This window comes from Nocardioides agri, assembly GCF_013778305.1.
Taxonomy (GTDB): domain Bacteria; phylum Actinomycetota; class Actinomycetes; order Propionibacteriales; family Nocardioidaceae; genus Nocardioides; species Nocardioides agri.
Map to the genome: position 1 here is coordinate 595,019 of NZ_JACEIC010000002.1, position 25,837 is coordinate 620,855.

Below are 25,837 nucleotides of genomic sequence, written 5' to 3' on the forward strand. Positions count from 1 at the left end.
GGACTGTTCGCGATGTGAGACAGCCGTCCCGCAATGAAAGACTCGAGGAATGAGTGCTCCCCCGGAACTTCCCGAGATCGTCAGCCGCGCGTTCGAGGTCTCCCGCAAGGCCGGGTACGTGTCGTTCTGCCGCAACGAGACCGGGCGGCTGCTGGCCGCGCTCGCCGCGACCCGCACCGGGACGATGGCCGAGTTCGGCACCGGCTGCGGGGTCGGCACGGCGTGGCTGCGGTCCGGCGTGCGCGGCGACGCGACGATCCTGACCGCGGAGCTGGACGCCAAGCTCGCCGACGCGGCGGCCGAGATCTTCGAGGACGACCCGCAGGTCGAGGTGCGCTCGGCGGACTGGTCGACGCTGCTCGACCAAGGCCCGTTCTCGTTGCTCTTCCTCGACTCCGGTGAGCCCACCGAGGTCGGCGTCGACCAGGTCGCCGACCTGGTCGAGCCGGGCGGCCTGGTCGTGCTCGACGACTTCGCGCCGTGCGAGATGTGGCCGCCGGTCACCTACGGCAGGGTCGACACCCTGCGCGAGCAGTGGCTCACCGACGAGCGGTTCACCGCCGTCGAGGTCATGGTCGCCCCCGACGCCTCGGTCGTCATCGCCACCAAGCGGTGAGGTCCGGCCCGCTCGACCGGCCGGACGCGCGGAAGTCGATCTAGGCTGCGCGGGTGACTCCCGAGGAGGTCGGCCGGTACGCCGAGTCGCTGCCGGGCGTGAAGCGCAAGGGCACCGAGTCGCGTCCGGCGTGGTACGTCCGCGACCGGCTGGTGGTCCGTCTCGACGACCCGCGGACGCTGGTCATCCGGGTGCCGCTGAACAAGCGGGAGGCGCTGCTCGAGCGGCACCCGGAGAGCTTTGGCGTGCCGCCGCGGATGGAGGCGCACCACAAGGTCGAGGCCTACCTCGACCACGCCCGCCGGGCCGCGGTCCGGGAGGCGATCGACCTCGCGTGGGAGATGCAGCGGCGCGACCCTCCGGGAGGATGAGCGCGGTCCTCAGGTCGCGCGGTCCGGCACCTGCGACCGAGGTGCGCCGGCGCGTCCCGCGCCTACGTTCCTGAGGTGCTGTCGATCCCCAGGACCCTCCCGCTGCTGCTCGCCGCCGTCGTCACCGCCGGCTGCGGCACCGTCACCCAGCAGGGGTCGAGCGACCCCGCGCGGCTGTCGGCCGGGCTGGTCGCCCCGAAGAACGTGCCCGGTGACCCGACCGACCACCAGCAGGCGACGATCCGGAAGCTCGACTCAGCGCTGCTCGACGCCCTCACGGCCGCGACGGCCGACGCGCGCGCCGACGGCGTGACGCTGGTCGTCAACAGCGGCTGGCGCAGCCGGGCCCACCAGCAGCGGCTCTTCGACGAGGCCGTGCGGACCTACGGCAGCGAGGAGGAGGCGCGCCGCTACGTCTCCACCCCCGAGGCGTCCGCGCACGTCACCGGCGACGCGCTCGACATCGGCCCGACCGAGGCCGCCGAGTGGCTGAGCCGCCACGGCGCGGCGTACGGCCTGTGCCAGGTGTTCGCGAACGAGGTCTGGCACTACGAGCTGGCCACCACCCCCGGCGGCGCGTGCCCCGCGATGCTGCCGGACAGCAGCTATCGCGGCTAGGCGTCGATCAGCTCGCCGGCTGCATCCGCTTGAGCAGCTCGGCCGCGTTGCGCAGCGACACGATGTCACCGATCAGCCGGTGCAGGTCGTTGTCGCACTCGCGCAGCTCCGGCTCCTCCGCGCCGCCGACGGCGCGCAGCCGGTGCTGGAGCGCCGCTGCGTGCGCAAGGGCCGCAGCAGCGGTCTGGTCCAAGAGTTCAGTGACGTCCACGGCGCTCCCCCCGACGGTCCGGCCGTCCGACGCGCTTGCTGCGACGTCGGCGGATCCAACGTAGACGCCCGGGGTCGAGGTCGGATCACCCTTTCGGACCATCTGTGCAGACCCCCATCGGGCTATGGCCAGGGGCTGGGTCAGCCCTCGGCGAGCCCGTTCTCCTCACCGCGGCCGGCCTCGGCGGCCAGCCCGTCGCCCTCCGCCTCCGCGTCGAGCCGCTCCTCCATCTCCGCGATCTCGCGGCGCTCGGGGTCGGCGTCCTGGTCGCGGTCGGGCTGCTGCTCGTCGTCCGTCTGGCTCATGGCGAGGGGGTACCCACCTGGAGCCGCGCGTCACTCAGATGTCGGTGGGCATCACGTTGGTGCCCGAGCGCATCCGCTCGCGGTAGGAGCCGGTCGGGAACTCCCGGTCGACCAGCTTCTCCATGAAGCCCCTCAGGGTGCGGGTTCCGTACGCCGGCGCGACGTGGTCGACGACCGACCAGTACTTCGCGGCCTCGAGGTAGAACACGACCGGCTTGAGCTGCTTCGTGAGCTTGCTGAGCCGCGTGAGCCGGGCGATCTTCTTGTCCCAGCTGGCCATCGTGACGACCTCCCAGCTCGGCTGCTTGTCGTTGAGCTCGAACATGAGCTCACCGGCGCCCTTGAGCGTGACGGTGTTGTCGGCGGTCCAGGGGCCGCCGACCGGGAGGACCCGGCCGATCGCGTCGTCGTCGAGGACCTGGTTGACGATGAACTCCGCGAGGTCCTCGCGCGCGATCGGGTTGACGACGTTCCACTCGCCGTGGTCGTAGATCCGGTAGGCGAGCCCGTTCTTGACGTCGCCGAACGCGACCGAGAGGTAGGGGAAGTACGCGGTCGGCCGGATGATCGTCCACGGCACGAAGCCGTGGTGCTGGCCGATGAGCTCGCCCTCGACCTGCATCTTGTAGACCTGCGGGATCAGCTCGGGACGGTAGACCCCGTAGTCGCTGATGTGGATGAACTGCTTGACGTCGTGGGCGACCGCCGCCTTGATGCCGTGGACGACGGCCTCGTGGTCGACCTGGCGGCAGTCCTCGGCGTCGTTGGGCTTGCGGCCGCTGAGGAGCGAGATCACGACGGCGGTGGGAGCGGCGACGACCGCGGCGGTCACGTCGGCGGCCCGGGTCGCGTCGCCGACGATCACCTCGGCGTCGGCGTACTCCGGCTCGTTCTTGATCTCTGCGCTGCGGGAGAGCACCGCCGGCCGGTAGCCGCGGCGGGCGAGCTCGGGCACGAGGGCCCGGCCGATGTAGCCGGTGCCGCCGAGCACGAGCACCCGCTCGCCGTTGCCGGTGCCCGTCGGGCCGGTGACGTAGGTCGTCGACTCGGTGCTCAGGATCCGGTCGAGCAGCTCGTGGCTGTGCTTCTGCGCCGCGGTGGCGTCGAGATTCGTGATCGTGCTGTAAGCCATGTGTAGATCATATACACGCTCACCGGTCGAGGGGCACGATCCAGGACGGCAGCCAGAGCTGGGTCAGCGGGCCGATGGCGAGCGCGTAGAGGACGGTGCCGAGGCCGAGCGTGCCGCCGAGCAGCAGGCCGAGGACGACGACCGCGACCTCGAGGCCGGTGCGCACCAGGCGCAGCGAGAGGCCGGTGCGCCGGGCGAGCCCGGTCATCAGGCCGTCGCGCGGGCCGCGGCCGAGCTGGGCGCCGATGTACATCGCGGTCGCGAGCCCGCACAGCGCGATGCCGCCGAGCATCATCGAGGCCCGCAGCCACAGCGCGTCCGGGTCGCCGAGGAGGGCGAGCGTCGCGTCGGCGGAGAAGCCGACGACCAGGGCGTTGGAGATCGTGCCGAGGCCGGGCTTCTCGCGCAGCGGGATCCAGAGGAGCAGCACGACGAAGCTCATGACCACGACCGCCTGCCCGATCGTGACCGGCAGGTGCCGGGTCAGCCCGGAGTGCAGGACGTCCCAGGGCGCCAGGCCGAGGTCGGCCCGGATCATCAGCGCGAGCGAGACGCCGTACGCCACGAGCCCGACGTAGAGCTGCGGGAGGCGGCGACCGAGCCGGCCGGCGCGCAGCTGGGCGATCGGGCCGAGGTCGCTGAGGCCGACCCGCGGGACGGCGGCGGTGGTGCTCATGGGGAGAGTCTGGCCGCCGATTGGCCTTCTCATAAATAGCCAATCGTGCCAAAGTGGCCTGCATGACCCGCACCATCAGTGCCGGCCGGGTGGCCACCCTGGTCGACGGCTTCGACCGCTCCCCGGCCTATGCCGGCCTCGCCGACGCGCTCACGCTGCTGATCGGCGACGGCCGCATCGGCGTGGGGGTGCGGCTGCCGAGCGAGCGCGAGCTCACCGACGCGCTCGCGGTCTCGCGGACCACGGTCACGCGGGCCTACGCCGCGCTGCGGGAGGCCGGGTACGCCGAGGCTCGTCAGGGCGCCGGCACGTTCACGCGGGTGCCGGGTGGTCGCTCGCGCGCCCACGACCGGGCGCTGCTCCCCCGCCCCGGCGACTCCGACGCCATCGACCTCAACTGCGCCGCGCCCTCCGCCCCGCCGGGCATCGCCCGCGCGTACGCCGACGCCGCGGGCGACCTGCCGGCGTACCTCGGCGGGCACGGCTACTTCCCCGCCGGCCTGCCGGAGCTGCAGGCGGCGATCGCCGCGTCGTACGACGCGCGCGGCCTGCCGACGTCGCCCGAGCAGGTCATGGTCACCCCCGGTGCGCTGACCGGGGCGGCCATCGTGGCGCAGGCCTTCACCGCGCCCGGCGACCGGGTGCTGGTCGAGTCGCCGACCTACCCCAACGCGACCGACGCGCTCCGGCACGCCGGCGCCCGGCTGGTGCCCTCGGTCGTCGACCCCGACGGGTGGGACCTCGACGCGGTCGGGGCCACGCTGCGACAGACCGCGCCCAAGCTGGCCTACCTGATCCCCGACTTCCAGAACCCCACCGGCCACCTGATGACCGACACGCAGCGCGAGCAGTACGCCGCGCACCTGCGCCGCACGCACACGGTCCCGATCGTCGACGAGGCCCACCAGGCGCTGGCCCTCGAGGGGCAGTCGATGCCGCGCCCCTTCGCCGCCTTCGCTCCGGACACCATCACGATCGGGTCGTCCAGCAAGGCGTTCTGGGGCGGGCTGCGCCTCGGCTGGATCCGCGCGCCACGGGCGCAGATGGAGCGGCTGACCCAGGCCCGGGTCTCCCTCGACCTCGGCGCGCCGGTCTTCGAGCAGCTGGTCCTCGCCCGCCTCCTCGGCGAGGCCGAGCCGATCCTCGCCGCCAACCGGGTGCGGCTGCGCGAGCAGCGCGACGCGCTCGCGGGCGCCGTGCGCGACCTCCTGCCGGAGTGGACCTTCCACCTGCCCACCGGAGGCCTCGCGCTGTGGTGCCGCCTGCCCGGCACGCTCGGCACCGCCGTCGTGGCCGAGGCCGAGCACCGCGGCGTGATCATCGCCCCCGGACCCGTGTTCGCCGCCGAGGGCGGTCTCGACTCCTTCGTCCGCATCCCCTGGACCCGCCCGGCCGACGAGCTCACGGAGGCGGTGCGACGGGTCGCCGCCGCGTGGTCCGTCGTCCGCGAGCGGCCGCCTGCGCCCGGCCGGGCCAGCCGGGTGATGGTGGCCTGACGCCCGGGCACCACCCGCCGAGCGGGTGAATGTCCGCTCCGGTGGGTACGTGAGACCAGGGGACGAGGGAGGGGCCGTGATGCCCGTTCGGAATGCTCCGCTGCCCGAAGCCGGCGCCGAGAGGCTGGTCCAGCACTGGAGCTGGCGACCTGACTGGACCCGGGAGCGCCGGAGCTGGTGGTGGTACGCCACGTTCGAGAGCGACCCCGAGGTCCAGGGCCTCGCGTCCGAGGCGCGCAGCGCCATCCGGGCCGACGCTCCCGTCGACGAGGTGCCCGCTCGGTGGCTGCACCTGACGCTCTCCGAGGTCGGCTACGCGGACACCGTCCCGCGACGGCTCGCGTACGAGTGCGCTCGGCGTGCCCACCATCGACTCGTCGACGTCCCGCCGATCGACCTCCAGGTCGGTCCCGTCGCCACGATGCCCGGCGCCGTCGTCCTCCCGGTCTCCGGCGCCGGTCTCGCCGACGTGCACGACGGCCTCGTCGCCGCGGTCCGGGAGACGCTGCCCGAGCAGCCCGAGGGGCGGCCGTTCGACCCGCACGTCAGCGTCGCGTACGTCGCCCGCGACTGCCGTCCGGGCGACGTCCTGGACGACGCGGGCTCGGACCGGTGCGCGCCGGGCCGGTCGCGCCTGACTCGGGTCAGCCTGGTCGAGGTGACCCGCGACCACGGTCACTACCGGTGGACCCCGCGATGCCAGGTGTCGCTGCGCGCGCCCTCGCGGCGGCACCTGCGCGCGGTGGCTGCGGGATGATGGCACCCGATCAGCTGGGGCCAGCGCTCGAGATCGACGCCCGCCTCACCGACATCGAGCGCGGCTTGGACCTGCTGCTCAACCTGACCCCGGTCAACGCGGCCGAGGCATGGGTGGACTTCGAGCGCAGCGACTTCGCGACCCCTCCGACGCTCCGGCTCCGGCCGCTGGAGTTCGAGCCGGACCTCGTGCGACGCGACCTCTACGACCTGGCGATCGAGGACGTGGCGGACCCGACGCTCCACACCCTCTTCAAGGCCAAGCGGGACGAGATAGCACGACAGATCACCGCCATGCAGGATCGCGACACCTCGCGGTTCGTGCACGGGTCGCTGCAGCTCTACGGAGGCGTCACCGAGCCGCTCGCCGCCGCTGCTCGTGAGCTGCTCGAGGTCATCCCGGTGCAGGCGCCCGCCACCTCGACCGTCACGGCCGGGGCGTTCGCGGAGGCCGCTCGTGAGGAGCTCGACCGCTACCGCGCGGTCTACCCGGACTTCGCGGCGGGCATCGAGGTGCGCGGCGACGTCTCGGAGCTGATGGTGTCCTTCGGCCGGCTGCTGATCCCCGAGTCCGCTGCGTTCCGGCTCGACCGCGTCGAGCCGTTGCTCCACCACGAGATCGGCACCCACGTCGTGACCTACCAGAACGGCGCGAAGCAGCCGCTGACGCTGCTGACGATCGGTCTGCCCGGCTACGACGAGACCCAGGAGGGCCTGGCGGTGCTCGCGGAGTACCTGACCGGCGGGCTCGATCCGCGGCGCCTCCGCGTGCTCGCCGCGAGAGTCGTCGCCATCGGCCAGATGCTCGACGGCGCCGGGTTCCTGGCGATCTTCGAGTCGCTGCGCACAGAGCACCAGATGCCGGCGCGGACCGCGTGGTCCATCGCCATCCGGGTGGTCGTCGCGGGCGGGTCGGTCAAGGACGCGATCTACCTCCGCGGGATCACGCACCTTCTCGACGCGCTCGCGGCGGGCGGCAGCCTCGACGCCCTCTTCGTCGGCAAGCTCGCGCTGGAGCACCTCCCGCTGGTGCAGGACCTGCTCGACCGGGAGGTGCTCAGACCACCGTGGGTGCGGCCCCGCTGGCTCGACGTACCCGGCGCCCAGGAGCGCCTCGACAAGCTGCGCGCGGGAGCGTCGGTCACGGACCTCTACGAAGGTGGTGCGTCGTGAGGATCGCGTTCCTCGTCAACGACGTCGACACCGAGGTCGACGAGTACACGACGACGCGGCTCGCGAGGGCGGCGGCCCAGGGCGGGCACGAGGTCTGGTACGTCGGGGTCGGCGACGTCGAGCTCGGGGAGAGCGACGGCCAGCTCCTGGCCCGCGCCCGGGCGGCGGAGCTCGGGCCGGACGACACGCTCGCGACCCTCATGGACCGCGTGAAGGGACGGGAGCCCCAACGCGTCGTCCTGGACGAGCTCGACGCCCTGTTCCTGCGCAACGAGTCGATCGACGACCTGCACGAGCGCCCCTGGGCGAGCCCCCTCGGCGTGGTCTTCGGCCAGATGCTCCAGGCGCGCGGGGTCACGGTCGTCAACGACCCGAGGTCCCTCCTGCGCGCCACCAGCAAGCTCTACCTCGAGGAGTTCCCCGGGCAGATCCGGCCCCGGTCATTGGTCACGCGCGACGCCGACGAGATCGAACGGTTCGTCGGCACGGTCGGCCCCTCCGTCGTCAAGCCGCTCTACGGCGCCAAGGGCCGCAACGTGTTCATGGTCCAGCACGACGGGGAGGCCAACCTCGCGCAGATCACCGAGGCGGTGCTGCAGGACGGGTACGCGATCGTCCAGGAGTTCGTCGAGGGCGGCGAGGACGGCGACGCCCGGATCTTCGTCCTCGACGGCGAGATCCTGGAGTGTGACGGCAAGCTCGCCGCCTTCCGTCGCGTCCCCGCCGGCAACGACGTACGGGCCAACATCAGCAAGGGCGGCCGCTCGGTCCCCCTCGAGGTCGGCGAGGTGGAGCGAGGGATCGTGGCGGCGATGCGCCCGAAGCTCCTGGCGGACGGCATGTTCTTCGTCGGCATCGACGTCATCGGCGACACGGTCGTGGAGATCAACGCGGAGAGCCCTGGCGGGATGCAGAGCATCGAGCGGCTCTACGACGTCGACGCCTGCCCGACGATCATCGATGCCGTCGAGCGTCGCACTCGGATGTCGACCGAGACCCCGCAGGCCACGCCGGTCGGGTGATGAGGCGTGAGCTCAGCGGACGGCGAAGCCCACCGAGGCCTGCGCGCCGTAGAAGTGGTTCGCCGCGGCGACCAGTCCGTCGCCGACGACCTTCTTCTTGCCCGCGGGGCCGGTGTAGGTGACCTGCTTCTTGGAGAAGTAGGCGTTGAGGTTGAACTCGCCGGCGATGCCGAGGCCGCACGCCTCGCCGTTGGTGACGACGTGGTAGGTCTCGTCGGCCGTCGGCCGCAGCGTCGCGTCGACCGCGACGGGCTCGCAGTCCCGGCCCGTCGGAAGCGTGCCGTCGAGCACCGTCGCCGTGAGCTCGAGCGTGCTGCCCAGCTCGCCGGACGTCGGACCCGAGATCGACATCGACCCCGCCGTCAGCGTCGGGGTCGCGTCGAACAGGCTCTTGTCAATGTTCGTCACGCCGTGTGCGTTCGCCGGCAGGGCGAGCACGGTGAGGGCGGCGACGAGGGTGCCGGTCAGACCTGCGGCGGTGGTGCGGATGTTCATGTCTGCTCCTGTGGCTGGTAGGTGGCCACAGCGTCGCCCGGCGGACTTGGGATCCGCTTGGACCTGACTTGAACGGCTGATCGGGACGTGGCTTCCGCGCTCACGTCGGTCCCACGCTCAGCGGTTGGCCTCGGCCCGACGCAGCAGGAGCGCCCGCTCGCTCTGGTTCCGGCTCCGCTCGGCCGCCTCGGTGAACGCCTCGCTCGCCTGCTCGTGCAGCCCGGCACGCTCCAGCAGGTCACCGCGGACGCTCGGGATGAGCGGCGAGTCACCGAGCGCGTCCGGGGAGATCGCGGACAGCACGGCGAGCCCCGCGTCCGGGCCGAACGCGCGGCCGTGGGCGACGGCCCGGTTGACCTCGACCACCGGACCGGGGGCGGCCCGGGCGAGGACGTCGTACAGCGCGGCGATGCGGCGCCAGTCGGTGTCCTCGGCACGCGCCGCGCGGGCGTGCTGGGCGGCGATCGAGGCCTGGAGGAAGTACTTGCCGACCGGCTGGCCGGCCGCCGCCAGTTGCTCGGCCTGCTGCAGCGCCGCCAGGCCACGGCGCAGGAGGAGCTGGTCCCAGCGCGTCCGGTCCTGCGCCTCCAGCAGGACCGGTACGCCGTGCTCGTCGAGCCGGGCGGGCATCCGCGACCCCTGGATCTCCAGCAGCGCCTGGAGTCCGAGCACCTCGGTCTCGTCGGGCGCGAGGACAGCGAGCATGCGCGCCAGCCGCATCGCCTCCTCGGCGAGGTCAGGACGCATCCAGTCCTCGCCCGCGGTGGCCGTGTAGCCCTCGTTGAAGATCAGGTAGATGACGGCCATGACGTCGTCGAGGCGGTCGGTCCGCTCCGGCCCCGTGGGCAGCTCGAACTCGGCGTGCGCCTCGGCGAGCGTCCGCTTCGCCCGCGAGATGCGCTGGGCCATCGTCGGCTCGGTCGCCAGGAAGCCGCGCGCGATCTCCGCGGTGCTGAGCCCGCCGACCAGGCGCAGCGTCAGCGCGGCCCGGGACTCGGGCGTCAGCGACGGGTGGCAGGAGAGGAAGATGAGTCGCAGGACGTCGTCCTCGATGTGGTCGACCTGGGCGTCGAGGTCCGGCATCTCCGCCTCCCCTCCCCCACCGGCGTGGTCGAGCTCCGCGACCTTGCGCCGCAGGGTGTCGGCGCGCCGGAAGTGGTCCACGGCGCGGCGCTTCGCGATGGTCATCAACCAGGCGGCCGGGTTGTCCGGCACGCCGGCGTCGGGCCACTGCTCGAGCGCGGCGACGAGCGCGTCCTGCGCGAGGTCCTCGGCGAGCTCGACGTCCCGGGTCATCCGGGTGAGGGCGCCGACGAGGCGGGCCGACTCGGCCCGCCACGCGGCGATGATGGCCCCGTTGGGGTCATCCGTCCTGGTCTCCGCCGGCACGACGCCAGCGTAGGGCCGGGCTCAGGCGCCCGGCGCCTCCGGGCCGGTCGAGATCTGGCGCAGGGTCGAGATCACGGTGACCTCGGGCCAGTACTTCGCGTGCAGCTCGGCGAACTCCCGCTGGTCGGCCACGGCCTCCTCGAGCGAGGGGTACTCCATGATCGCCCAGCCGCCGACGACCTCCTTGGCCTCGGCGTACGGCCCGTCGACGCGGCTGACCTCGCCCTCGCGAACGACGAAGTTCACGGCGTCCTCGGTGCCGTAGAGCCCGCCGCCGTCGAGGAAGACGCCCTTGGCGGCCTGCTCGCCGATGTAGGCGTCCATCGCGTCGAAGAGCTCCTGCGGGGGCGTGCCGACGCCCTCTTCCATCCTGACGAATCCCATGAAACGCGGCATCTCGATCACTCCTGGTTGGTTGCTGGGGAGGTGCTTCTCGCACGTACGTCGAACGACCGGCTCCTGCCTCGACATCGACTCGACAGTTTTCTCCGTCCCACCGCTCCCGGCGATGTATATATCCTCTATCTTCATGCCCGTGCCGTCCTCCAGGAGTCCCCGATGAGCGCCGTCCTCACCAAGGGCAGGAAGTTCGCCCTGGTCCTGCCCTCGACCAACACCTCGGTCGAGCGCGAGTTCCACCACCTGCGCCCGCAGGACTGCTCCTGGCACACCGGCCGGATCATGATCAAGGCCCCGGCGCTCGACTCCGCCAACGCCTTCCAGGCCTTCCGCGAGTGCCTCAACGACGCGCTGCCCAGCGCGCTCGAGGTCGTGATGACCTGTCAGCCCGACTACATCGTGATGGGCATGTCGGCGGAGACGTTCTGGGGCGGCGTGCAGGGCAACGCGGCGTTCGAGCAGGGTGTCCGCGAGATGACGGGCCTCGACGTGACGACCGGCGCGACCGCGGCCGGCGAGGCGCTCAAGGCGTTCGGCGCCCGGCGCATCGGCGTCGTCACGCCGTACCAGCCAGTCGGCGACGAGCAGGTGGTCGCCTACTTCACGGAGCTCGGGTACGACGTGGCCGCGATCCACGGCCTGTGCTCGGCGTCGGCGACCTCGATCGCCGACGAGACCCCCGAGACCCTGCGCGAGGCCTTCCTCGCCGTCGACGGACCGGACGTCGACGCACTCATCCAGTGCGGCACCAACCTCGAGTGCGTCGCGGTGGCGGCCGAGCTCGAGAAGGAGCTGGGCAAGCCGGTCATCGCGATCAACCTCGCGACCATGTGGCACGCCTTCCGCACCAACGGCATCGACGACAAGATCCCCGGCTACGGCTCACTGATGGAGATCCACTGATGTTCAACCACGTCGGCCACCTCACCCTCACGACGGGCACCAGCGACGGGCAGGTCGAGGCGATCCTGACCGCTCTGCTCGGCCTCCCGGGGCAGATCGACGGCCTGACCGAGGCCCAGGTCGTGCGCGACGCCGGCCTCACCGACGGCAACGCGACGCTGCGCTTCCACATGCGCTTCGAGTCCGAGGACGCCTGGCGCGCCTACGGCCAGCACCCGGCCCACGTCGCGGTGGTCAAGGAGCTCATCGTCCCGGCACTCGGGTCGAAGGCGTTCGTGCAGTACGACGACGCAGCGGTCCGCGCCTCCTCTGCCTGACCGCCCCGGTGCCGCCGGCCGAGCGCCCTGACTGCCGGCGCCCGGCGGTACGGTGCCAGCGTGCCCGAGACGACCGACCTCAACTTCGCGCTCATCCATGACTACATGCTGGAGCTCGGCGAGTTCTCGACGCCCGCGATCGTGGCCCGGCGCATCGGCTTCTCCCGCGTGACGGTCAAGAAGGCGTTCGTCCTCGGGGTCGAGCGCGGCTGGTACGTCACCCGCGACAGCGACAAGCACGTCGTCCCGCACACCGACCGCCCGGCCACCGAGTACAAAGCCGTCCCGCGCGGGACCTAAGGCCCGTGACGCCCGCCGGACTGCGCAGTAGCGTGAAGACGGAGGCCTCATGACAATCGAGCACGCGACCGCCCACCGGACCGACGCCTGGGAAGGCTTCCTGGGCGGGCCGTGGCAGAACGACATCGACGTGGCGGACTTCGTCCGCCGCAACCGCACGGCGTACGACGGCGACGCCTCCTTCCTGTCCGGGCCGACCGAGCGCACGACCGCGGTGTGGAGCGCCGTCAGCTCGCTCTTCCCCGAGGAGCGGGCGCGCGGCATCTACGACGTCGACCCCGCCACCCCGGCGGGCATCACGGCGTTCGCGCCCGGCTACATCGACCAGGACAAGGAGCTGATCGTCGGTCTCCAGACCGACGCCCCGCTCAAGCGCGCGATCATGCCCAACGGCGGTCTGCGGATGGTCGAGTCCGGGCTGGCGGCGTACGGCTACGAGGTCGACCCGGTGGTCCGCGAGATCTTCACGAAGCACCGCCGCACCCACAACGCCGGTGTCTTCGACGCCTACACCGACCAGATGCGGGCCGCTCGCAAGGCGGGCATCATCACCGGCCTGCCCGACGCCTACGGCCGCGGCCGGATCATCGGCGACTACCGCCGCGTGGCGCTCTACGGCGTCGACCGGCTGATCGCGGACAAGAAGCGGGACCGCGCGGCGCTCGACCTGGTGCCCTCGTCCGACGACGTGATCCGCGACCGCGAGGAGCTCGCCGAGCAGCTCCGCGCGCTGGGCGAGCTCAAGGAGATGGCGCAGTCCTACGGCTACGACCTCTCCGGGCCGGCGACCACGGCCCGCGAGGCCGTCCAGTGGCTCTACTTCGCCTACCTCGCGGCGACCAAGGAGCAGAACGGCGCCGCGATGTCGCTGGGGCGCACCTCGTCCTTCCTCGACGTCTACATCGACCGCGACCTGGCCGCCGGCACCCTCGACGAGTCCGCCGCCCAGGAGCTCGTCGACGACTTCGTGATCAAGCTGCGCATCGTGCGCTTCCTGCGCACGCCGGAGTACGACGCGCTCTTCTCAGGCGACCCGACCTGGGTCACCGAGTCGATCGGCGGCATGAGCGCCGACGGCGCCACGCTGGTCACCAAGAACAGCTTCCGCTTCCTCCAGACGCTCTACAACCTCGGCCCGGCGCCCGAGCCCAACCTCACGGTGCTCTGGTCGCCGGCCCTGCCCGAGGGCTTCAAGCGGTTCGCCGCCCAGGTCTCGCTCGACACCAGCGCGATCCAGTACGAGTCCGACGACCTGCTCCGCGGCAGCCTCGACGACGACACCGCGATCGCGTGCTGCGTCTCCGGGATGCGGGTCGGCAAGGACATGCAGTTCTTCGGCGCGCGGGTCAACCTGGCCAAGGCGCTGCTCTATGCGATCAACGGCGGACGCGACGAGATCAGCGGGGCGCAGGTCGCCCCGGCCACGGAGCCGATCACGGCCGACGTGCTCGACCACGACACCGTGGTGGCGGCGTACGAGCGCACCCTCGACTGGCTCGCCGCCCTCTACGTCGACACTCTCAACGTCATCCACTACATGCACGACAAGTACTCCTACGAGCGGCTCGAGATGGCGCTGCACGACTACCCCGTGCACCGCTTCATGGCGTGCGGCATCGCCGGCCTCTCGGTCGCGGCCGACAGCCTGTCGGCCATCAAGAACGCGACCGTGCGGGTGCAGCGCGACGAGACCGGCCTCGCCGTGGGGTACGACGTGGACGGCGAGTTCCCGACGTACGGCAACAACGACGACCGTGCCGACGACATCGCGGTCTGGCTGGTGGAGAGCTTCATGGAGCGGATCCGCCGCCAGCCGACCTACCGCAACGCCGAGCACAGCCAGTCGGTGCTGACGATCACCTCCAACGTCGTCTACGGCAAGCACACCGGCTCGACGCCCGACGGGCGCAAGGCCGGCGAGCCGTTCGCGCCGGGCGCGAACCCGATGAACGGCCGCGACCACCGCGGAGTCATCGCCTCGGCGCTGTCGGTGGCGAAGCTGCCCTACGACGCGGCGCGCGACGGCATCTCGCTGACCTCGACCATCACCCCGTCGGGGCTGGGCCGCCAGCGCGACGAGCAGATCGCCAACCTGGTCGGCGTGCTCGACGGCTACTTCGACGCGGGCGGCTTCCACATCAACGTCAACGTGCTGGACCGCGCGACGCTCGAGGACGCGATGGAGCACCCGGAGAGCTATCCGCAGCTGACCGTGCGGGTCTCCGGCTACGCGGTCAACTTCGTGAAGCTCACCCCCGAGCAGCAGCGCGACGTGATCTCCCGGACCTTCCACAAGTCGATGTAGGGTGCGGCGCCGATGACCGACGGCCTCGAGGCCTCCGTCCACTCCTGGGACCTCTCCACGGGCGTGGACGGGCCCGGGACCCGCTTCGTGCTGTTCCTCTCCGGCTGCCCGCTGCGCTGCCTCTACTGCCAGAACCCCGACACCTGGCACATGCGTGATGGCACCCGGCGCCGGCTGGAGGCGATCATGGAGGACGTCGCGCTCTACCGCCGCTTCCTCCAGGTCGCGCACGGAGGCGTGACGGCCAGCGGCGGCGAGCCGCTGCTGCAGTCGGAGTTCGTCACCGAGTTCTTCCGCGCCTGCCAGGAGTGGGACCTCAACACCGCGCTCGACACCTCCGGCAACCTCGGCATCCGGGCGCAGGAGGACCTGCTGTCGGTCACGGACCTGGTGCTGCTCGACATCAAGTCCTTCGACGCGCGCACCTACCGGAACCTCACCGGCAAGGACGTCGCCCCGACGCTCGCGTTCGCCGAGCGGCTCGCGTCGGTGGGTCAGCGGATGTGGATCCGCTTCGTGCTGGTCCCGGGCGTCACCGACGACCCGGGCAACGTCGCGGCCATCGCCCGGTTCGCGGCGGGTCTCGGACCGGCGGTCGAGCGGGTCGAGATCCTGCCGTTCCACCGGCTGGGCCAGCACAAGTACGACGCGCTCAGGATGCCCTTCCCGCTGGCCGACACCGAGCCTCCCGACGAAGAGCTGATCGAGCGCACCCGGAGCCTCTTCGCGGAGCAGCGCCTCCCGGTGCTGGTCGCCTGAGCCGTCGCACCTGACCTCTCGGTCGTGGATGCGGCGGATCGACGACCCGGGGGTCAGGTGCGTGGCGGCAACGCGGCGGCGAGTGCCAGCAGCCGGGCGCGCTCGTCGTCGGTGAGAGGTACGCCGAGCGCCGTCAGCCACTCGTCGAGCTCGCCGTCGCGCAGCGGGCGGTGCTCCGGGGTCTCCCCCGGCGTCCGGATCGTCAGCGTCTCGTGGGTGACGGTGACGTGCTGACCGTCGAGATGCTTGGCGACGGTCAGGCTGAAGGTGAAGTGCGACGCGGGGTGGGTGCTCGTGTAGTGGTGGCCCATCACGACGTCGACCGGCTTCACGGGCAGCTCGTCGGTGGTGTGCGCGACCTCCCAGCCCGACTCCCTCAGGCGACCCAGCACCCAGCCCTCGGCGTGCCGGGCGATGCGGTAGCGCCAGCCCGGCAGGTAGTCGTCCTCGGCGCCGTCGGCCAACGGGATCGGCCGCAGCAGGCTCATCCCGAACCCGGGGTCGCACAGCAGCCGCTGCCCGTCCAGCACGACCTCGACCACCATGTGGGTGCGGCCCTGCTGCTGACCGGTGGCGGGGTCGCCGACCCGGCCGAGGTGGCGGCGCACGTCGTACCCGAGGCGCTCGAGGGCCGCGGCGAAGACCGTGCTGTGCTCGAAGCAGTAGCCACCTCGCCCGCGGCCGACGAACTTGTCCTGCACGGCGTCGAGCGAGACGCCCGGGTGCTGGCCGAGCAGCACGTCGATGTTGTCGAACGTGAAGGCCTGCACGTGCGCCTCGTGCAGCTCGTCGAGCGCCGACCGGCCGGCCTCGCGCGCCGGCACGCCGATGCGTGCCAGGTAGCCCGCGAGGTCCAGCCGGTCGGTCTGCCAGTCCGTGGTCGACATGCGACCAGTCAGACCAGGTTGACGGCGCGCGCCGACGCGGCCGACATCGCCGCCTGGATGTCGTCGAGCGTCTCGGCGGGGATCGCGGTGTCGACGGAGAGGGCGACGAGCGCCTGGCCGCCCCGGGTCTGGCGGGAGACCTGCATGCCGGCGATGTTGACGCCGACCTCGCCGAGGATGCCGCCGACGGTGCCGACCATGCCGGGCCGGTCCTCGTAGGTGAAGAACGCGAGGTGCTCGGTGGGCTCGATGTCGACGTCGAACTCGTTGACCTCGACCAGCCGCTCGCGTTGCGCGATGCCGACCAGCGTGCCGCTCACGGAGACCTGCGAGCCGTCGGCGAGGGTGCCGCGGATCGTGATCAGGTTGCGGTGGTCGGGACTGTCGGGGTCGACCACGAGCCGCACCGCCATGCCGCGCTCGGCGGCGAAGAGCGGGGCGTTCACGTAGGAGACCTGCTGCTCGACGATGTCGGAGAAGATGCCCTTGAGGGCAGCGAGCTCCAGCACCTTGACGTCGTAGTCGGTGATCTCGCCGCGCACCTCGACGTCGACCTGCTGGGCGACCTCGCCGGCGAGGCCGGTGAAGACGCGACCGAGCTTCTCGGCGAGGGGGATGCCGGGGCGCACCTCCTCGGCGATCACCCCGCCCTGCACGTTGACCGCGTCGGGCACGAGCTCGCCGGAGAGGGCGAGGCGCACGGACTTCGCGACCGCGACGCCGGCCTTCTCCTGGGCCTCGTCGGTGGAGGCACCGAGGTGCGGGGTGGCGACGACGTTCTCGAGCTCGAAGAGCGGGCTCTCGGTGCAGGGCTCCTGCGCGAACACGTCGAGGCCGGCCGCCGCGACGCGGCCCTCCTTGAGGGCGGAGTAGAGGGCGCCCTCGTCGACGATCCCGCCGCGCGCGGCGTTGACGAGCACCAGCGACGGCTTCACCTTGTGCAGCTGCTCGGCACCGATGAGTCCGACGGTCTCGGCGGTCTTGGGCAGGTGCACCGACATGAAGTCCGCCTCGGCGAGCAGGGTGTCGAGGTCGACCAGCCGCACCCCCATCTGCGCGGCCCGGCCGGGCTGGACGTAGGGGTCGAAGGCGACGACCTTCATGCCGAAGGCGCTGAGCCGCTGGGCGACCAGCACGCCGATCCGGCCGAGGCCGACGATGCCGACGGTCTTCTCGTAGAGCTCCACGCCGGTGTAGCGCGACCGCTTCCACTCGCCGTTCTTGAGCGCGGCGTGGGCCGGCGAGACGTGGCGGGCCGCGGCGAGCATGAGCGCGACGGCGAGCTCGGCGGCGGAGACGATGTTGGAGGTCGGCGCGTTGACGACCATGACCCCGGCCTGGGTCGCGGCGCGCACGTCGACGTTGTCGAGACCGACGCCGGCCCTGGCGACGACCTTGAGCCGGCTGGCGGCGTCCAGCGCCTCGGCGTCCACCTTGGTGGCCGAGCGGACCAGCAGGGCGTCGGCGTCGACGATCGCGGCGAGCAGCGCCTCGCGATCGGCGCCGTCGCAGTGCCGGATCTCGAAGTCCGGGCCCAGCGCCTCGACAGTGGCGGGGCTCAGCTCTTCGGCGATGAGTACGACGGGCATGGTCACAGCGGCTGTCCTCGAGGGCCTCGACGGGTGCGGACGGCACGACACTGTGCTCGCTCGCGACTGTACCCGACCCTCGCCCGTAATCGACTGGCGTCCGCCACACGGCGTTGTCTACCCTCGTCGGGTCGCATCCCCGTCCGCAGGCAGGTTCTCTTGGAGCTCTGAGGTGTCCCTCGACCACCACCTCACTTCTGGAGCTCCCGCATGCCCGCAACCACCTCTGTCATCTCCGCGTCCGGCCTCGGCTTCGCCTGGCCCGACGGCTCCGAGGTCCTGAGCGATCTCGACCTCCTCGTCTCCCCCGGCCGCTCCGGACTCGTCGGCGTCAACGGCGCCGGCAAGTCCACGCTGCTCCGGCTGATCGCCGGTGCGCTCACGCCGACCGCGGGGCACCTCTCGGTCGCCGGCGAGGTCGGCTACCTGCCCCAGGACCTGGCGCTCGACGTCCGTGAGCCGGTCGAGGAGTTCCTCGGCGTCGGCGCCGTACGCCGCGCGATCCGGGCCGTCGAGTCCGGCGACGTCGACCCCGCGCACTTCGAGGTCATCGGCGACGACTGGGACGTCGAGGAGCGCGCCGTCGCCGAGCTCGGCAGGCTGGGACTCCCGGCCGACGTGCTCGACCGGCGGCTCGGCGAGGTCTCCGGCGGCGAGGCCACCCAGCTCGGGCTGGCCCGGCTCCTGCTCCGTCGCCCGGGCGTGCTGCTGCTCGACGAGCCCACCAACAACCTCGACGCCGACGCCCGCGAGCGTCTCTACGACGTCGTCGACGGGTGGAGCCGCTCGATGCTGGTCGTGAGCCACGACCGCGAGCTGCTCGAGCGGATGGACCGGATCGGCGACCTGCGCGCCGGCGGCGTGCGCTGGTACGGCGGCGGCTACTCGTCGTACGCCGCGCAGGTCCACGCCGAGCAGGCGGCGGCGGAGCAGGCGGTGACGGCGGCTCGCTCGGACCTGCGCCGCCAGCGCAACGACCGGGTGGAGGCCGAGCGGGTGCTCGCCCAGCGCCGGCGGACCGCCCAGAAGGCCGCTGCGACCAAGGGCCTGCCGAAGATCGTCATCGGCGCCAAGAAGCGCGCGGCCGAGGAGTCCGCGGCGAAGTACCGCCGCGTGCACGACGACCGGCTCGAGCAGGCGCGCGGGCGGCTCGACGAGGCCGAGTCGCGGCTGCGCGAGGACCGCGAGATCCGGGTCGACCTGCCCGGCACCGAGGTGCCGCGCGGTCGCGTGGTGCTGGAGGGTGAGATCCCCATCAGCGGCCCCGACCGCATCGGCGTCGTGGGACCCAACGGCTCCGGCAAGACCACGCTGCTGCACGCGCTGGTCGAGCAGGCGCGGGTGCCGGTGGCCCTGCTCCCGCAGCGGCTCGACCTCCTCGACGACGAGGACACGGTCTACGGCAACGTCGCTCGCCGCGCGCCGGGCGCGGACCCCAACACCGTGCGCGCTCGGCTGGCCCGCTTCCTCTTCCGCGGGGGATCGGCCGACAAGCGGGTCGGCGACCTGTCCGGCGGCGAGCGCTTCCGCGCCACGCTCGCCGCGCTGCTGCTGGCCGACCCTCCCCCGCAGCTGCTGCTGCTCGACGAGCCCACCAACAACCTCGACTTCGCGTCGTACGATGCGCTCGTGTCGGCGCTGGCGTCGTACCGCGGAGCCCTCGTCGTGGTCAGCCACGACCCCGCGTTCCTCGAGGACGTCGGCGTGGAGCGGGTCGTCGACCTGGGAGGGTGACCATGGCCGCAGGTGTCCGGCGCTGGGCGCCGTTCGCGCTGGTGCTCGTCGGGCCGGCCGCGGCGCTGCTCGTCACGCTCCTCCACCCGGGCCCGTCGGGGCACTGGAGCGGCCACCTCGCGGCCGCAGGTGGGTCGGTGGGCGTCGCCGTGGCCCTCGTGGTCGGGCTGTGCGTGGTCCGACCGCGGCTGCCGGCGGCCGCCCTCGCCTCGCTGGTGGTCGTGGGCGCCGGCCTGGCCCTGGAGGCCGTGGGCAACATCCGGGCCGCCAGGTCGCTGTGGGAGACGACCTACGACGACGCGGAGGCCGGGACCTACGGCCCGCTCTACGACGGCTACGAGTGGGGCCACACGGTCGCCGAGCGGGGCGACACGGTGGTCATCCTCGGGTCCCTGGCCTTCGCGGTGGCCCTCGGGCTGCACCGCCGGGTCGGCGTCCGGGTCGCCGTCGCCGGCGGCGTGCTCGCGTTCTGGCCACCGTGGGTCTACCCGGCGCTCGGGCCGGTGCTGCTGCTGGCTTGGGTGCACGCCCGGGCCCGCACCCACGACCGCGCCGCCGCACCTGACCCGCCGGTCGTCGTGCCGACCGAATGACGACCGACAGGTCAGGTGCGAGCGACCGGGTGAGGGCTCAGGCCTCGAACAGCGCCTGACCGACGTACTCCCCCGCGGCCGCGCCGGGCGGGGCGGCGAAGAGCGCCGAGCCCGTGACCTTGAGGTACTCCATGAGCGCGTCGGACTTGGCCATCGCGTTCTGGATCGGGATGAAGTGGGTGTCGGGGTCGCGCACGAACGCGATGAAGAACAGACCCGCGTCGAGCCCGCCGAGCGGGTTGGACCCGTCGACGAAGTTGTAGCCGCGGCGCAGCATGCGGGCGCCCTGGTGGAAGTCGGGGTGCACCACGCGCACGTGGGCGTCGACCGGGATCACCGGGCCCTCGCTGCCGGGCATCTCGAAGTCGGGCTCGCTGTGCTCCTGGCCGCCGGAGAGCGGCGCGCCGGATGCCTTGGTGCGCCCGACGAAGCCCTCCTGGTCGCCCAGCGGCTGGCGGTCCCAGGTCTCGATGTGCATGTTGATCCGCCGGGTCACGAGGTAGCTGCCCCCCGCGAGCCAGGCAGCCTTCGCGTCGTCCTCGGCGCCGACCCACACGTGCTTCTCGACCGCGGCGGGCTCCTCGGCCTTGACGTTGGCGGTGCCGTCCTTGAAGCCGAAGAGGTTGCGGGGCGTGGACTGCGACGTCGAGGTCGTCGACGTGCGGCCGAAGCCGAGCTGCGACCAGCGCACCGCGACCGTGCCGAAGCCGATCCGCGCCAGGTTGCGGATCGCGTGCACGGCGACCTGCGGGTCGTCCGCGCACGCCTGCACGCACAGGTCGCCGTAGGAGCGCTCGGGGTCCAGCATGTCGGCCGGGAAGTGCGGCAGCGTGCGGAGCGCGGCCGGCTGCCGGTCGGCGATGCCGAACCGGTCGCGGCCCTGCTCGTCGCGGAAGAGCGACGGCCCGAAGCCGAACGTGATCGTCAGCCCGCTGGCCGGCAGGCCGATCGCCTCGCCGGTGTCGTCGGGCGGCAGGTTCGACGCGCCCTCGGTCGGCCCGCCCTCGCCGGCGGGCAGGCCGCGGGTCATCCGGTCGGCCGCCTCGGTCCACGCCTGCAGCAGCGCGATCAGCTGCGCCCGCGAGCCGGTGGTGACGTCGAACGCCGCGAAGTGCAGGCGGTCCTGGGCGGGCGTGGTGATGCCGGCCTGGTGCTCGCCGCGGAACGAGAACGCGTCGGTACGGCGGGCCGGCGCGTCGCCCTCGGACGCGGTGGCCCGCCCGGCGACGAACGCACCGGCGGCGAGGCCGGCCGCCGCCGCCGTACCTCCCACGAGGCCGCGCCGGGACAGCCCACGCTTCTGGGTGGGCTGCTCGGGGGTCGGCGTCTCGGTCAGGACAGCACCGCCGCGGTGAGTCGGGACAGCGGCTCGGACAGCGCGTTGACGGCGTTCGACAGCGCCTGGATCTCGTCCTGCGACAGGTCGTCGTAGAACACGAACCCGGTGTCGGTCTTCTGCTCGTCGAGCAGCGCCTGCAGGGCCGCGAACCGCTCGGTCAGCGTCGCCGCCAGCTCGGGGTCCTTGGCCTCGACGATCGGCTGCACGCCCTCGTAGGCGACGCGGGCGCCGTCGACGTTGGCCTGGAAGTCCCACAGGTCGGTGTGCGACCAGATCTCCTCCTCACCGGTGACCTTGCCGGTGGCGACCTCCTCGAGGAGGCCGCGGGAGCCGTTGGCGATCTGGTCGACGGTGTAGGTGAGCTCCTGGACGCGGCCGTCGAGCGTCTCGGTGTTGGCCATCAGGTCGTCGGCGTACTCCGCGCGCTCGGCGGGCGTGAGCGCCTGGTAGCCGGTCGCCGGCGGCCAGAGGTCCTTCTCGATCCGGTGCCAGCCGGTCCACTCCTGGCCCTCCTCGAGGTCCGCCTCCCGGGCGTCCATCATCGGGTCCAGGTCGCCGAAGGACTCGGCGACGGTCTCGATCCGCTCCCAGTGCACCCGGGCCTCGGGGTAGAGCGCGCGGGCGGCGTCGTCGTCGCCGTCCTTGTAGAGCTGCACGAACTCCTCGGTCTTCGCGACCAGCTGGTCGGACTGGTCCTGCACGTAGGCCTGGTAGTTGGCGAGCGCCTGGTCGACGACCCCCTGGTCGTCGGCGGAGGCGCTGGGCGCGTCGTCGGACTCGCTCACGGTGAAGTCGGCGCGGATGCCGTCGCCCTTCATGCCGGGCTTGCAGGCGGTGACGTAGCTGCCGGCCGGCGCGTTGACGACGAGCTCGCGGGAGAGCTGGGGGCCGATGTTCTCGACCTCGCCGACGATCCGCAGGCCGTCCTCGCCGAGCAGGTAGAACTCGGTGACCTGGGAGCCGTCGTTCTTCACGTCGAAGGTCAGCGTGCCCGCCGGCGCCTCGACCGCCGAGAGCTCGCAGCCGTCGTCGGTCGAGGTGACCGACACCGCGCGGGTGTCACCGGTGTCCTCCCCGTCGGCACGGGTGTTCTCCGTGCACGCGGCGAGGAGCGGGGCGGCCACCAGGAGGGCGGCGGCGACGGTCTTGCGCATCAGGATCCTTCAGCTCACGGGGGTGGGGTGGGTCGCGGGCGCCGGTGCCGGCTTGCTGCGGCGGCGCGCGGAGAGGAGGAAGAGCGTCATCACGGGCACGACGTACAGCACCCAGACGACGGCCTCGAGCACCGTGGTCTGCGGGGAGAAGTTGAAGATGCCCTTGAGCAGGGTGGCGTACCAGCTGGTCGGGTCGACGGTGCCGGAGACGTCCCAGGCGAGGTTGTGGAGGCCCGGGAGGATGCCCGCCTCCTGCAGGTCGTGGACGCCGTAGGACAGGACGCCTCCGGCGACGAGGATCAGGAACGCGCCGGTCCAGGTGAAGAACTTGGCGAGGTTGATCCGGATCGCGCCGCGGTAGAGCAGCCACCCCAGCACGACCGCCGTCGCGATGCCGAGCGCGGCGCCGACGAGCGGCTGCCACGTGCCGGTGTCGTCGCGGACCGCCTCGGTGGCCGACCACAGGAACAGCGCGGTCTCCAGACCCTCCCGGCCGACGGCCAGGATCGCGACGAGGACGAGGGCGAACCACGGCCCGTCGGCGGCGTCGTCGATCCGGCCGCGCAGCTCGCCGCTCAGCGAGCGCGCCGCTCGGGCCATCCAGAAGATCATCCAGGTGACCAGGCCGACGGCGACGATCGACAGGATGCCGCCGATCGCCTCCTGCGCCTCGAAGGTGAGGCTGCGGGGGCCGTAGAAGAGGGCGAACCCGAACCCGAGGGAGACCGCGACCGCGATGCCCACCCCGACCCAGATCCGCGGCAGCAGGTCGCTGCGCTCGGTCTTGACCAGGTAGGCGACCAGGATGCTCACCACGAGGGCAGCCTCGAGGCCCTCGCGCAGCCCGATCAGGTAGTTCGCCAGCACGAACCGGGATGCTACGCCCCGACGGTTAGGTTTGCCTAACCAACGTCGCGGGACTCACAGGGTCAGATCGGGCAGCCGTCGGGACCGCACGCTCCCGCCTCCGACGCGGCGTCGCCACCGATCGTCTGGAGCACCGGGTGGGACTCCGTCCAGGCCTGCTGGAGCGCCTGGGCGAAGAGCTCCTTCGGCTGGGCGCCGGAGATGCCGTACTTCTCGTCGACCACGAAGAAGGGCACACCCGTCGCGCCGTACGCGCGGGCCTGGTCGATGTCGCGGGCCACCGCGTCGGCGTACTCGTCGCTCCCGAGCACCGCGCGGACGCGGGCCTCGTCGAGCCCGGCCGCGACGGCCGCCTCGGTGAGCACGTCGTGGTCGCCGACGTTGCGCGCCTGCTCGAAGTACGCCGAGAGCAGCGCCTCCTTCAGGTCCCGCTGGAGCGCCGGACCGCCGGTCTCGAGGGCGAGGTGCAGGAGGCGGTGGGCGTCGACGGTGTTGGTGTGCACGGTCTCGAAGAGCTTGAAGTCGAGCCCCTCGACCGCGGCCAGGTCGACCAGCTGCTGCTGCATCTGGCGCATCTCGGCCTCGCTGCGGCCGTACTTCCTGGCGATCACGCCGGTCGACAGCTCGTGGCCATGGACGGGTGCGCTCGGGTCCAGCTCGAAGGAGCGGTAGACGACCTCGACCTCGTCACGGTGCGGGAACTCGGCGAGCGCCGACTCCAGACGACGCTTCCCGACGAAGCACCACGGGCAGACGACGTCGCTCCAGATCTCGATCTTCACGGGGGCGCAACGCGCCCGAGGAGGCGATTGTTCCGACCCTCTCGACGCTACGTTTATATCGTATATAGTCACACGAAATCGGCTCGTGGGGAGGTTGCAGTGGGGATCGGGCACGGCGGCGCGCCGCTGAACATCGCCGGCGGCATCCGGGAGTTCGCGGTCGCGACCCCTCGGGCCACGGCGGTCATCGACGGCGACCGGACCCTGACCTTCGGCGCGCTCGGCGAGCGCTCCAGCCGGCTCGGCGCGCGGCTCCTCGAGCGCGGCCTGCGCACCGGAGAGCGGGTCGGGGTGCTCCTCGGCAACCGCCTGGAGTACCCCGAGATCGCGGCCGGCATCGCCAAGGCCGGGCTCGTCATGGTGCCGCTCAACCCGAGGCTGACGCCGGCCGAGAGCCGCTACATCCTCGAGCACTCCGGCGCCCGCGCGCTGGTGCTCGACGACGCGCTCGCCGCGGTGGCGGGCGACGTCGACGACCTCCGGCTCGTCGTCCTGTCGATCGGCGGCTCCCAGCTCGGTCCGGAGTACGAGGCCGAGCTGGCTCGGACCACGTCGCGGGACCCCGGGGTGCACGTCGCCGAGCAGGACCCCTTCTGCATCGCGTACACCTCCGGCACGACCGGGCGCCCCAAGGGCGTCGTCATCTCCCACCGCAGCCGCGCGCTCACCTTCTACCTCAGCGCGCTCGAGTGGGGCCTCGGCCCAGGGCGTACGTCGGCCGCCGTCGCGCCGATGTACCACGGCGCCGGGTTCGCGTTCGGCTACGCGCCGGTCTTCTGCGGCGGCACCGTCACGATGCTGCGGCACTGGGACCCGGAGGAGTTCCTCGCGCTGATGGCCCGCGACCGGGTGCAGTCGACGTTCCTGGTGCCGACGCACGCCCAGATGCTCCGCGGCCTCGGCGAGGGCGCGGTCGCCGGGCACGACCTGTCCGCGCTCGACACCCTGTACTTCAACGCCTCCGCGCTCCCCTGGCCGCTCAAGCAGTGGGTGATGCAGGAGTTCCCGGGCCGCGGCATCCACGAGCTCTACGGCTCGACCGAGGCCGGGATCATCACCAACCTGCGGCCGGTCGACCAGCTGACCAAGCCCGGCTCGGTCGGCCACGCCTGGTTCATGACCGAGCTGCGCGTCGTGGACGACGAGGGCAACCCCGTGGGTCCCGGCGAGCCGGGCGAGCTCTTCAGTCGCTCGCCCTTCCTCATGAACGGCTACCACGACAACTCCGAGGCTACGGCCGCCTGCACCACCGAGGACGGCTTCCTGTCCTGCGGCGACGTCGTGGTCCGCGACGACGACGGCTACGTGCACATCGTCGACCGCAAGAAGGACCTGATCATCTCCGGCGGCGTCAACGTCTACCCGCGCGAGATCGAGGACGTCCTGGCCACGCACGGCGCGGTCACCGAGTCCGCCGTCGTCGGCCTCCCACACGAGACGTGGGGCGAGGAGGTCGCGGCGTACGTCGTGCTCCGGGGCGGCGCCACCGCCTCCGTCGAGGAGCTCGAGACGCACTGCCGGACCGCTCTGGCCGGCTTCAAGGTGCCCCGCCGGTGGACGGTCGTCGACACCCTCCCCCGCAACGCCGCCGGCAAGGTCCTCAAGCGCGAGCTGCGCGACCGGGCCGTCACCACCCACCGATAGATCCG

Annotated in this window: 28 protein-coding genes; 15 read left to right on the top strand and 13 right to left on the bottom strand. The window is 72.2% G+C overall.

Going from position 1 to position 25,837, the window contains the following annotated elements; genetic code table 11:
- The first annotated feature begins 49 nt into the window (after positions 1-49).
- The 3 genes from HZF07_RS07405 (at position 50) to HZF07_RS07415 (ending at position 1,605) form a co-directional block, all read left to right on the top strand.
- Positions 50-616 (top strand): O-methyltransferase, encoded by a 567-nt coding sequence (locus tag HZF07_RS07405; protein WP_157340577.1) that lies wholly within the window; start codon positions 50-52, stop codon positions 614-616.
- 53 nt (positions 617-669) lie between these two features.
- The gene (locus HZF07_RS07410) at positions 670-987 is read left to right on the top strand and encodes an MmcQ/YjbR family DNA-binding protein (RefSeq protein ID WP_181644908.1); all 318 of its coding nucleotides are present in this window, start codon (positions 670-672) and stop codon (positions 985-987) included.
- A 75-nt stretch (positions 988-1,062) separates the two neighbouring features.
- Entirely contained in the window at positions 1,063-1,605 is a 543-nt protein-coding gene (locus tag HZF07_RS07415; RefSeq protein WP_181644909.1) for a M15 family metallopeptidase, read from the top strand.
- 7 nt (positions 1,606-1,612) lie between these two features.
- On the opposite strand, the gene HZF07_RS07420 is transcribed toward HZF07_RS07415, so the two are convergent.
- From HZF07_RS07420 to yczE, 4 genes are all read right to left on the bottom strand, one after another.
- Positions 1,613-1,816 (bottom strand): hypothetical protein, encoded by a 204-nt coding sequence (locus HZF07_RS07420; protein WP_157340579.1) that lies wholly within the window; start codon positions 1,814-1,816, stop codon positions 1,613-1,615.
- Positions 1,817-1,956: 140 nt separating this feature from the next.
- The gene (locus tag HZF07_RS07425) at positions 1,957-2,121 is read right to left on the bottom strand and encodes a hypothetical protein (protein ID WP_157340581.1); all 165 of its coding nucleotides are present in this window, start codon (positions 2,119-2,121) and stop codon (positions 1,957-1,959) included.
- Between the two features lie 34 nt (positions 2,122-2,155).
- Positions 2,156-3,253, bottom strand: a complete 1,098-nt coding sequence (locus HZF07_RS07430) for an NAD(P)H-binding protein (protein ID WP_157340583.1) — start codon at positions 3,251-3,253, stop codon at positions 2,156-2,158.
- A gap of 19 nt (positions 3,254-3,272) precedes the next feature.
- Positions 3,273-3,929, bottom strand: a complete 657-nt coding sequence (gene yczE / locus HZF07_RS07435) for a membrane protein YczE (RefSeq protein WP_157340585.1) — start codon at positions 3,927-3,929, stop codon at positions 3,273-3,275.
- 62 nt (positions 3,930-3,991) lie between these two features.
- Between yczE and yczR the strand changes: the two genes are divergently transcribed.
- The 4 genes from yczR (at position 3,992) to HZF07_RS07455 (ending at position 8,376) form a co-directional block, all read left to right on the top strand.
- Positions 3,992-5,425 (top strand): MocR-like transcription factor YczR, encoded by a 1,434-nt coding sequence (gene yczR / locus HZF07_RS07440; protein WP_157340587.1) that lies wholly within the window; start codon positions 3,992-3,994, stop codon positions 5,423-5,425.
- A 79-nt stretch (positions 5,426-5,504) separates the two neighbouring features.
- Positions 5,505-6,182, top strand: coding sequence for a 2'-5' RNA ligase family protein (locus tag HZF07_RS07445; protein WP_157340589.1), 678 nt, complete (start codon positions 5,505-5,507; stop codon positions 6,180-6,182).
- On the top strand, positions 6,179-7,354 hold the full coding sequence (locus HZF07_RS07450) for a flavohemoglobin expression-modulating QEGLA motif protein (RefSeq protein WP_157340591.1): 1,176 nt from the start codon (positions 6,179-6,181) through the stop codon (positions 7,352-7,354). Before HZF07_RS07445 ends, HZF07_RS07450 begins: the two co-directional genes overlap by 4 nt.
- Positions 7,351-8,376 carry an ATP-grasp domain-containing protein gene (locus tag HZF07_RS07455; RefSeq protein ID WP_181644911.1) on the top strand — a complete coding sequence of 342 codons (1,026 nt, stop codon included), beginning with the start codon at positions 7,351-7,353 and terminating at the stop codon, positions 8,374-8,376. The genes HZF07_RS07450 and HZF07_RS07455 overlap by 4 nt, the downstream gene beginning before the upstream one ends.
- A gap of 12 nt (positions 8,377-8,388) precedes the next feature.
- Here the strand turns inward: HZF07_RS07455 and HZF07_RS07460 are convergent, their stop codons facing one another.
- The 3 genes from HZF07_RS07460 to HZF07_RS07470 form a co-directional block, all read right to left on the bottom strand.
- On the bottom strand, positions 8,389-8,871 hold the full coding sequence (locus HZF07_RS07460) for a hypothetical protein (protein WP_157340593.1): 483 nt from the start codon (positions 8,869-8,871) through the stop codon (positions 8,389-8,391).
- A 117-nt stretch (positions 8,872-8,988) separates the two neighbouring features.
- The gene (locus tag HZF07_RS07465) at positions 8,989-10,260 is read right to left on the bottom strand and encodes a sigma-70 family RNA polymerase sigma factor (protein ID WP_309504651.1); all 1,272 of its coding nucleotides are present in this window, start codon (positions 10,258-10,260) and stop codon (positions 8,989-8,991) included.
- A 21-nt stretch (positions 10,261-10,281) separates the two neighbouring features.
- Positions 10,282-10,629, bottom strand: coding sequence for a YciI family protein (locus tag HZF07_RS07470; protein WP_232523024.1), 348 nt, complete (start codon positions 10,627-10,629; stop codon positions 10,282-10,284).
- Between the two features lie 189 nt (positions 10,630-10,818).
- Here HZF07_RS07470 and HZF07_RS07475 point away from each other — a divergent pair, with 189 nt between their 5' ends.
- The 5 genes from HZF07_RS07475 to pflA are packed head-to-tail and all read left to right on the top strand — an operon-like array spanning position 10,819 to position 15,243.
- Complete coding sequence (locus tag HZF07_RS07475) at positions 10,819-11,562, top strand: maleate cis-trans isomerase family protein (protein ID WP_157340597.1); 744 nt, start codon at positions 10,819-10,821, stop codon at positions 11,560-11,562.
- Positions 11,562-11,879, top strand: a complete 318-nt coding sequence (locus tag HZF07_RS07480; RefSeq protein ID WP_157340599.1) for a Dabb family protein — start codon at positions 11,562-11,564, stop codon at positions 11,877-11,879. Before HZF07_RS07475 ends, HZF07_RS07480 begins: the two co-directional genes overlap by 1 nt.
- Before the next feature lie 60 nt (positions 11,880-11,939).
- Positions 11,940-12,179 carry a hypothetical protein gene (locus HZF07_RS07485; protein WP_157340601.1) on the top strand — a complete coding sequence of 80 codons (240 nt, stop codon included), beginning with the start codon at positions 11,940-11,942 and terminating at the stop codon, positions 12,177-12,179.
- A gap of 49 nt (positions 12,180-12,228) precedes the next feature.
- Complete coding sequence (gene pflB, locus HZF07_RS07490; RefSeq protein ID WP_157340603.1) at positions 12,229-14,484, top strand: formate C-acetyltransferase; 2,256 nt, start codon at positions 12,229-12,231, stop codon at positions 14,482-14,484.
- Between the two features lie 12 nt (positions 14,485-14,496).
- Complete coding sequence (gene pflA / locus HZF07_RS07495) at positions 14,497-15,243, top strand: pyruvate formate-lyase-activating protein (protein WP_157340605.1); 747 nt, start codon at positions 14,497-14,499, stop codon at positions 15,241-15,243.
- A 53-nt stretch (positions 15,244-15,296) separates the two neighbouring features.
- Here the strand turns inward: pflA and HZF07_RS07500 are convergent, their stop codons facing one another.
- Both HZF07_RS07500 and serA read right to left on the bottom strand, forming a co-directional pair.
- Positions 15,297-16,130 (bottom strand): arylamine N-acetyltransferase family protein, encoded by an 834-nt coding sequence (locus tag HZF07_RS07500; RefSeq protein ID WP_157340607.1) that lies wholly within the window; start codon positions 16,128-16,130, stop codon positions 15,297-15,299.
- An 8-nt stretch (positions 16,131-16,138) separates the two neighbouring features.
- On the bottom strand, positions 16,139-17,719 hold the full coding sequence (gene serA, locus HZF07_RS07505; protein ID WP_157344739.1) for a phosphoglycerate dehydrogenase: 1,581 nt from the start codon (positions 17,717-17,719) through the stop codon (positions 16,139-16,141).
- Between the two features lie 210 nt (positions 17,720-17,929).
- On the opposite strand from serA, the gene HZF07_RS07510 reads away from it, so the two are divergent.
- Both HZF07_RS07510 and HZF07_RS07515 read left to right on the top strand, forming a co-directional pair.
- The gene (locus HZF07_RS07510; protein WP_157340609.1) at positions 17,930-19,453 is read left to right on the top strand and encodes an ATP-binding cassette domain-containing protein; all 1,524 of its coding nucleotides are present in this window, start codon (positions 17,930-17,932) and stop codon (positions 19,451-19,453) included.
- Positions 19,454-19,455: 2 nt separating this feature from the next.
- Positions 19,456-20,046: a hypothetical protein gene (locus HZF07_RS07515; RefSeq protein ID WP_157340612.1), complete on the top strand. Its 591-nt coding sequence runs from the start codon at positions 19,456-19,458 to the stop codon at positions 20,044-20,046.
- 37 nt (positions 20,047-20,083) lie between these two features.
- Here the strand turns inward: HZF07_RS07515 and efeB are convergent, their stop codons facing one another.
- The 4 genes from efeB to HZF07_RS07535 form a co-directional block, all read right to left on the bottom strand.
- Positions 20,084-21,382, bottom strand: a complete 1,299-nt coding sequence (gene efeB, locus HZF07_RS07520) for an iron uptake transporter deferrochelatase/peroxidase subunit (protein ID WP_157344740.1) — start codon at positions 21,380-21,382, stop codon at positions 20,084-20,086.
- Positions 21,379-22,539, bottom strand: coding sequence for an iron uptake system protein EfeO (gene efeO / locus HZF07_RS07525; protein WP_157340614.1), 1,161 nt, complete (start codon positions 22,537-22,539; stop codon positions 21,379-21,381). Before efeO ends, efeB begins: the two co-directional genes overlap by 4 nt.
- A gap of 9 nt (positions 22,540-22,548) precedes the next feature.
- On the bottom strand, positions 22,549-23,406 hold the full coding sequence (gene efeU / locus HZF07_RS07530) for an iron uptake transporter permease EfeU (RefSeq protein ID WP_181644912.1): 858 nt from the start codon (positions 23,404-23,406) through the stop codon (positions 22,549-22,551).
- Positions 23,407-23,468: 62 nt separating this feature from the next.
- Positions 23,469-24,188 (bottom strand): DsbA family oxidoreductase, encoded by a 720-nt coding sequence (locus tag HZF07_RS07535; RefSeq protein ID WP_181644913.1) that lies wholly within the window; start codon positions 24,186-24,188, stop codon positions 23,469-23,471.
- A 99-nt stretch (positions 24,189-24,287) separates the two neighbouring features.
- On the opposite strand from HZF07_RS07535, the gene HZF07_RS07540 reads away from it, so the two are divergent.
- Positions 24,288-25,832: a class I adenylate-forming enzyme family protein gene (locus HZF07_RS07540; protein WP_309504652.1), complete on the top strand. Its 1,545-nt coding sequence runs from the start codon at positions 24,288-24,290 to the stop codon at positions 25,830-25,832.
- The last annotated feature ends 5 nt before the right edge of the window (positions 25,833-25,837 follow it).

What these genes read in the sequence shown, in the direction of transcription:
- HZF07_RS07405 (WP_157340577.1), top strand. Translation starts at nt 50, where the DNA reads ATGAGTGCTCCCCCGGAACTTCCCGAGATCGTCAGCCGCGCGTTCGAG.
- HZF07_RS07425 (WP_157340581.1), bottom strand. Translation starts at nt 2,121, where the DNA reads ATGAGCCAGACGGACGACGAGCAGCAGCCCGACCGCGACCAGGACGCC.
- HZF07_RS07430 (WP_157340583.1), bottom strand. Translation starts at nt 3,253, where the DNA reads ATGGCTTACAGCACGATCACGAATCTCGACGCCACCGCGGCGCAGAAG.
- yczE (WP_157340585.1), bottom strand. Translation starts at nt 3,929, where the DNA reads ATGAGCACCACCGCCGCCGTCCCGCGGGTCGGCCTCAGCGACCTCGGC.
- yczR (WP_157340587.1), top strand. Translation starts at nt 3,992, where the DNA reads ATGACCCGCACCATCAGTGCCGGCCGGGTGGCCACCCTGGTCGACGGC.
- HZF07_RS07445 (WP_157340589.1), top strand. Translation starts at nt 5,505, where the DNA reads ATGCCCGTTCGGAATGCTCCGCTGCCCGAAGCCGGCGCCGAGAGGCTG.
- HZF07_RS07450 (WP_157340591.1), top strand. Translation starts at nt 6,179, where the DNA reads ATGATGGCACCCGATCAGCTGGGGCCAGCGCTCGAGATCGACGCCCGC.
- HZF07_RS07460 (WP_157340593.1), bottom strand. Translation starts at nt 8,871, where the DNA reads ATGAACATCCGCACCACCGCCGCAGGTCTGACCGGCACCCTCGTCGCC.
- HZF07_RS07470 (WP_232523024.1), bottom strand. Translation starts at nt 10,629, where the DNA reads ATGGAAGAGGGCGTCGGCACGCCCCCGCAGGAGCTCTTCGACGCGATG.
- HZF07_RS07475 (WP_157340597.1), top strand. Translation starts at nt 10,819, where the DNA reads ATGAGCGCCGTCCTCACCAAGGGCAGGAAGTTCGCCCTGGTCCTGCCC.
- HZF07_RS07480 (WP_157340599.1), top strand. Translation starts at nt 11,562, where the DNA reads ATGTTCAACCACGTCGGCCACCTCACCCTCACGACGGGCACCAGCGAC.
- pflB (WP_157340603.1), top strand. Translation starts at nt 12,229, where the DNA reads ATGACAATCGAGCACGCGACCGCCCACCGGACCGACGCCTGGGAAGGC.
- pflA (WP_157340605.1), top strand. Translation starts at nt 14,497, where the DNA reads ATGACCGACGGCCTCGAGGCCTCCGTCCACTCCTGGGACCTCTCCACG.
- HZF07_RS07500 (WP_157340607.1), bottom strand. Translation starts at nt 16,130, where the DNA reads ATGTCGACCACGGACTGGCAGACCGACCGGCTGGACCTCGCGGGCTAC.
- serA (WP_157344739.1), bottom strand. Translation starts at nt 17,719, where the DNA reads ATGCCCGTCGTACTCATCGCCGAAGAGCTGAGCCCCGCCACTGTCGAG.
- HZF07_RS07510 (WP_157340609.1), top strand. Translation starts at nt 17,930, where the DNA reads ATGCCCGCAACCACCTCTGTCATCTCCGCGTCCGGCCTCGGCTTCGCC.
- HZF07_RS07515 (WP_157340612.1), top strand. Translation starts at nt 19,456, where the DNA reads ATGGCCGCAGGTGTCCGGCGCTGGGCGCCGTTCGCGCTGGTGCTCGTC.
- efeO (WP_157340614.1), bottom strand. Translation starts at nt 22,539, where the DNA reads ATGCGCAAGACCGTCGCCGCCGCCCTCCTGGTGGCCGCCCCGCTCCTC.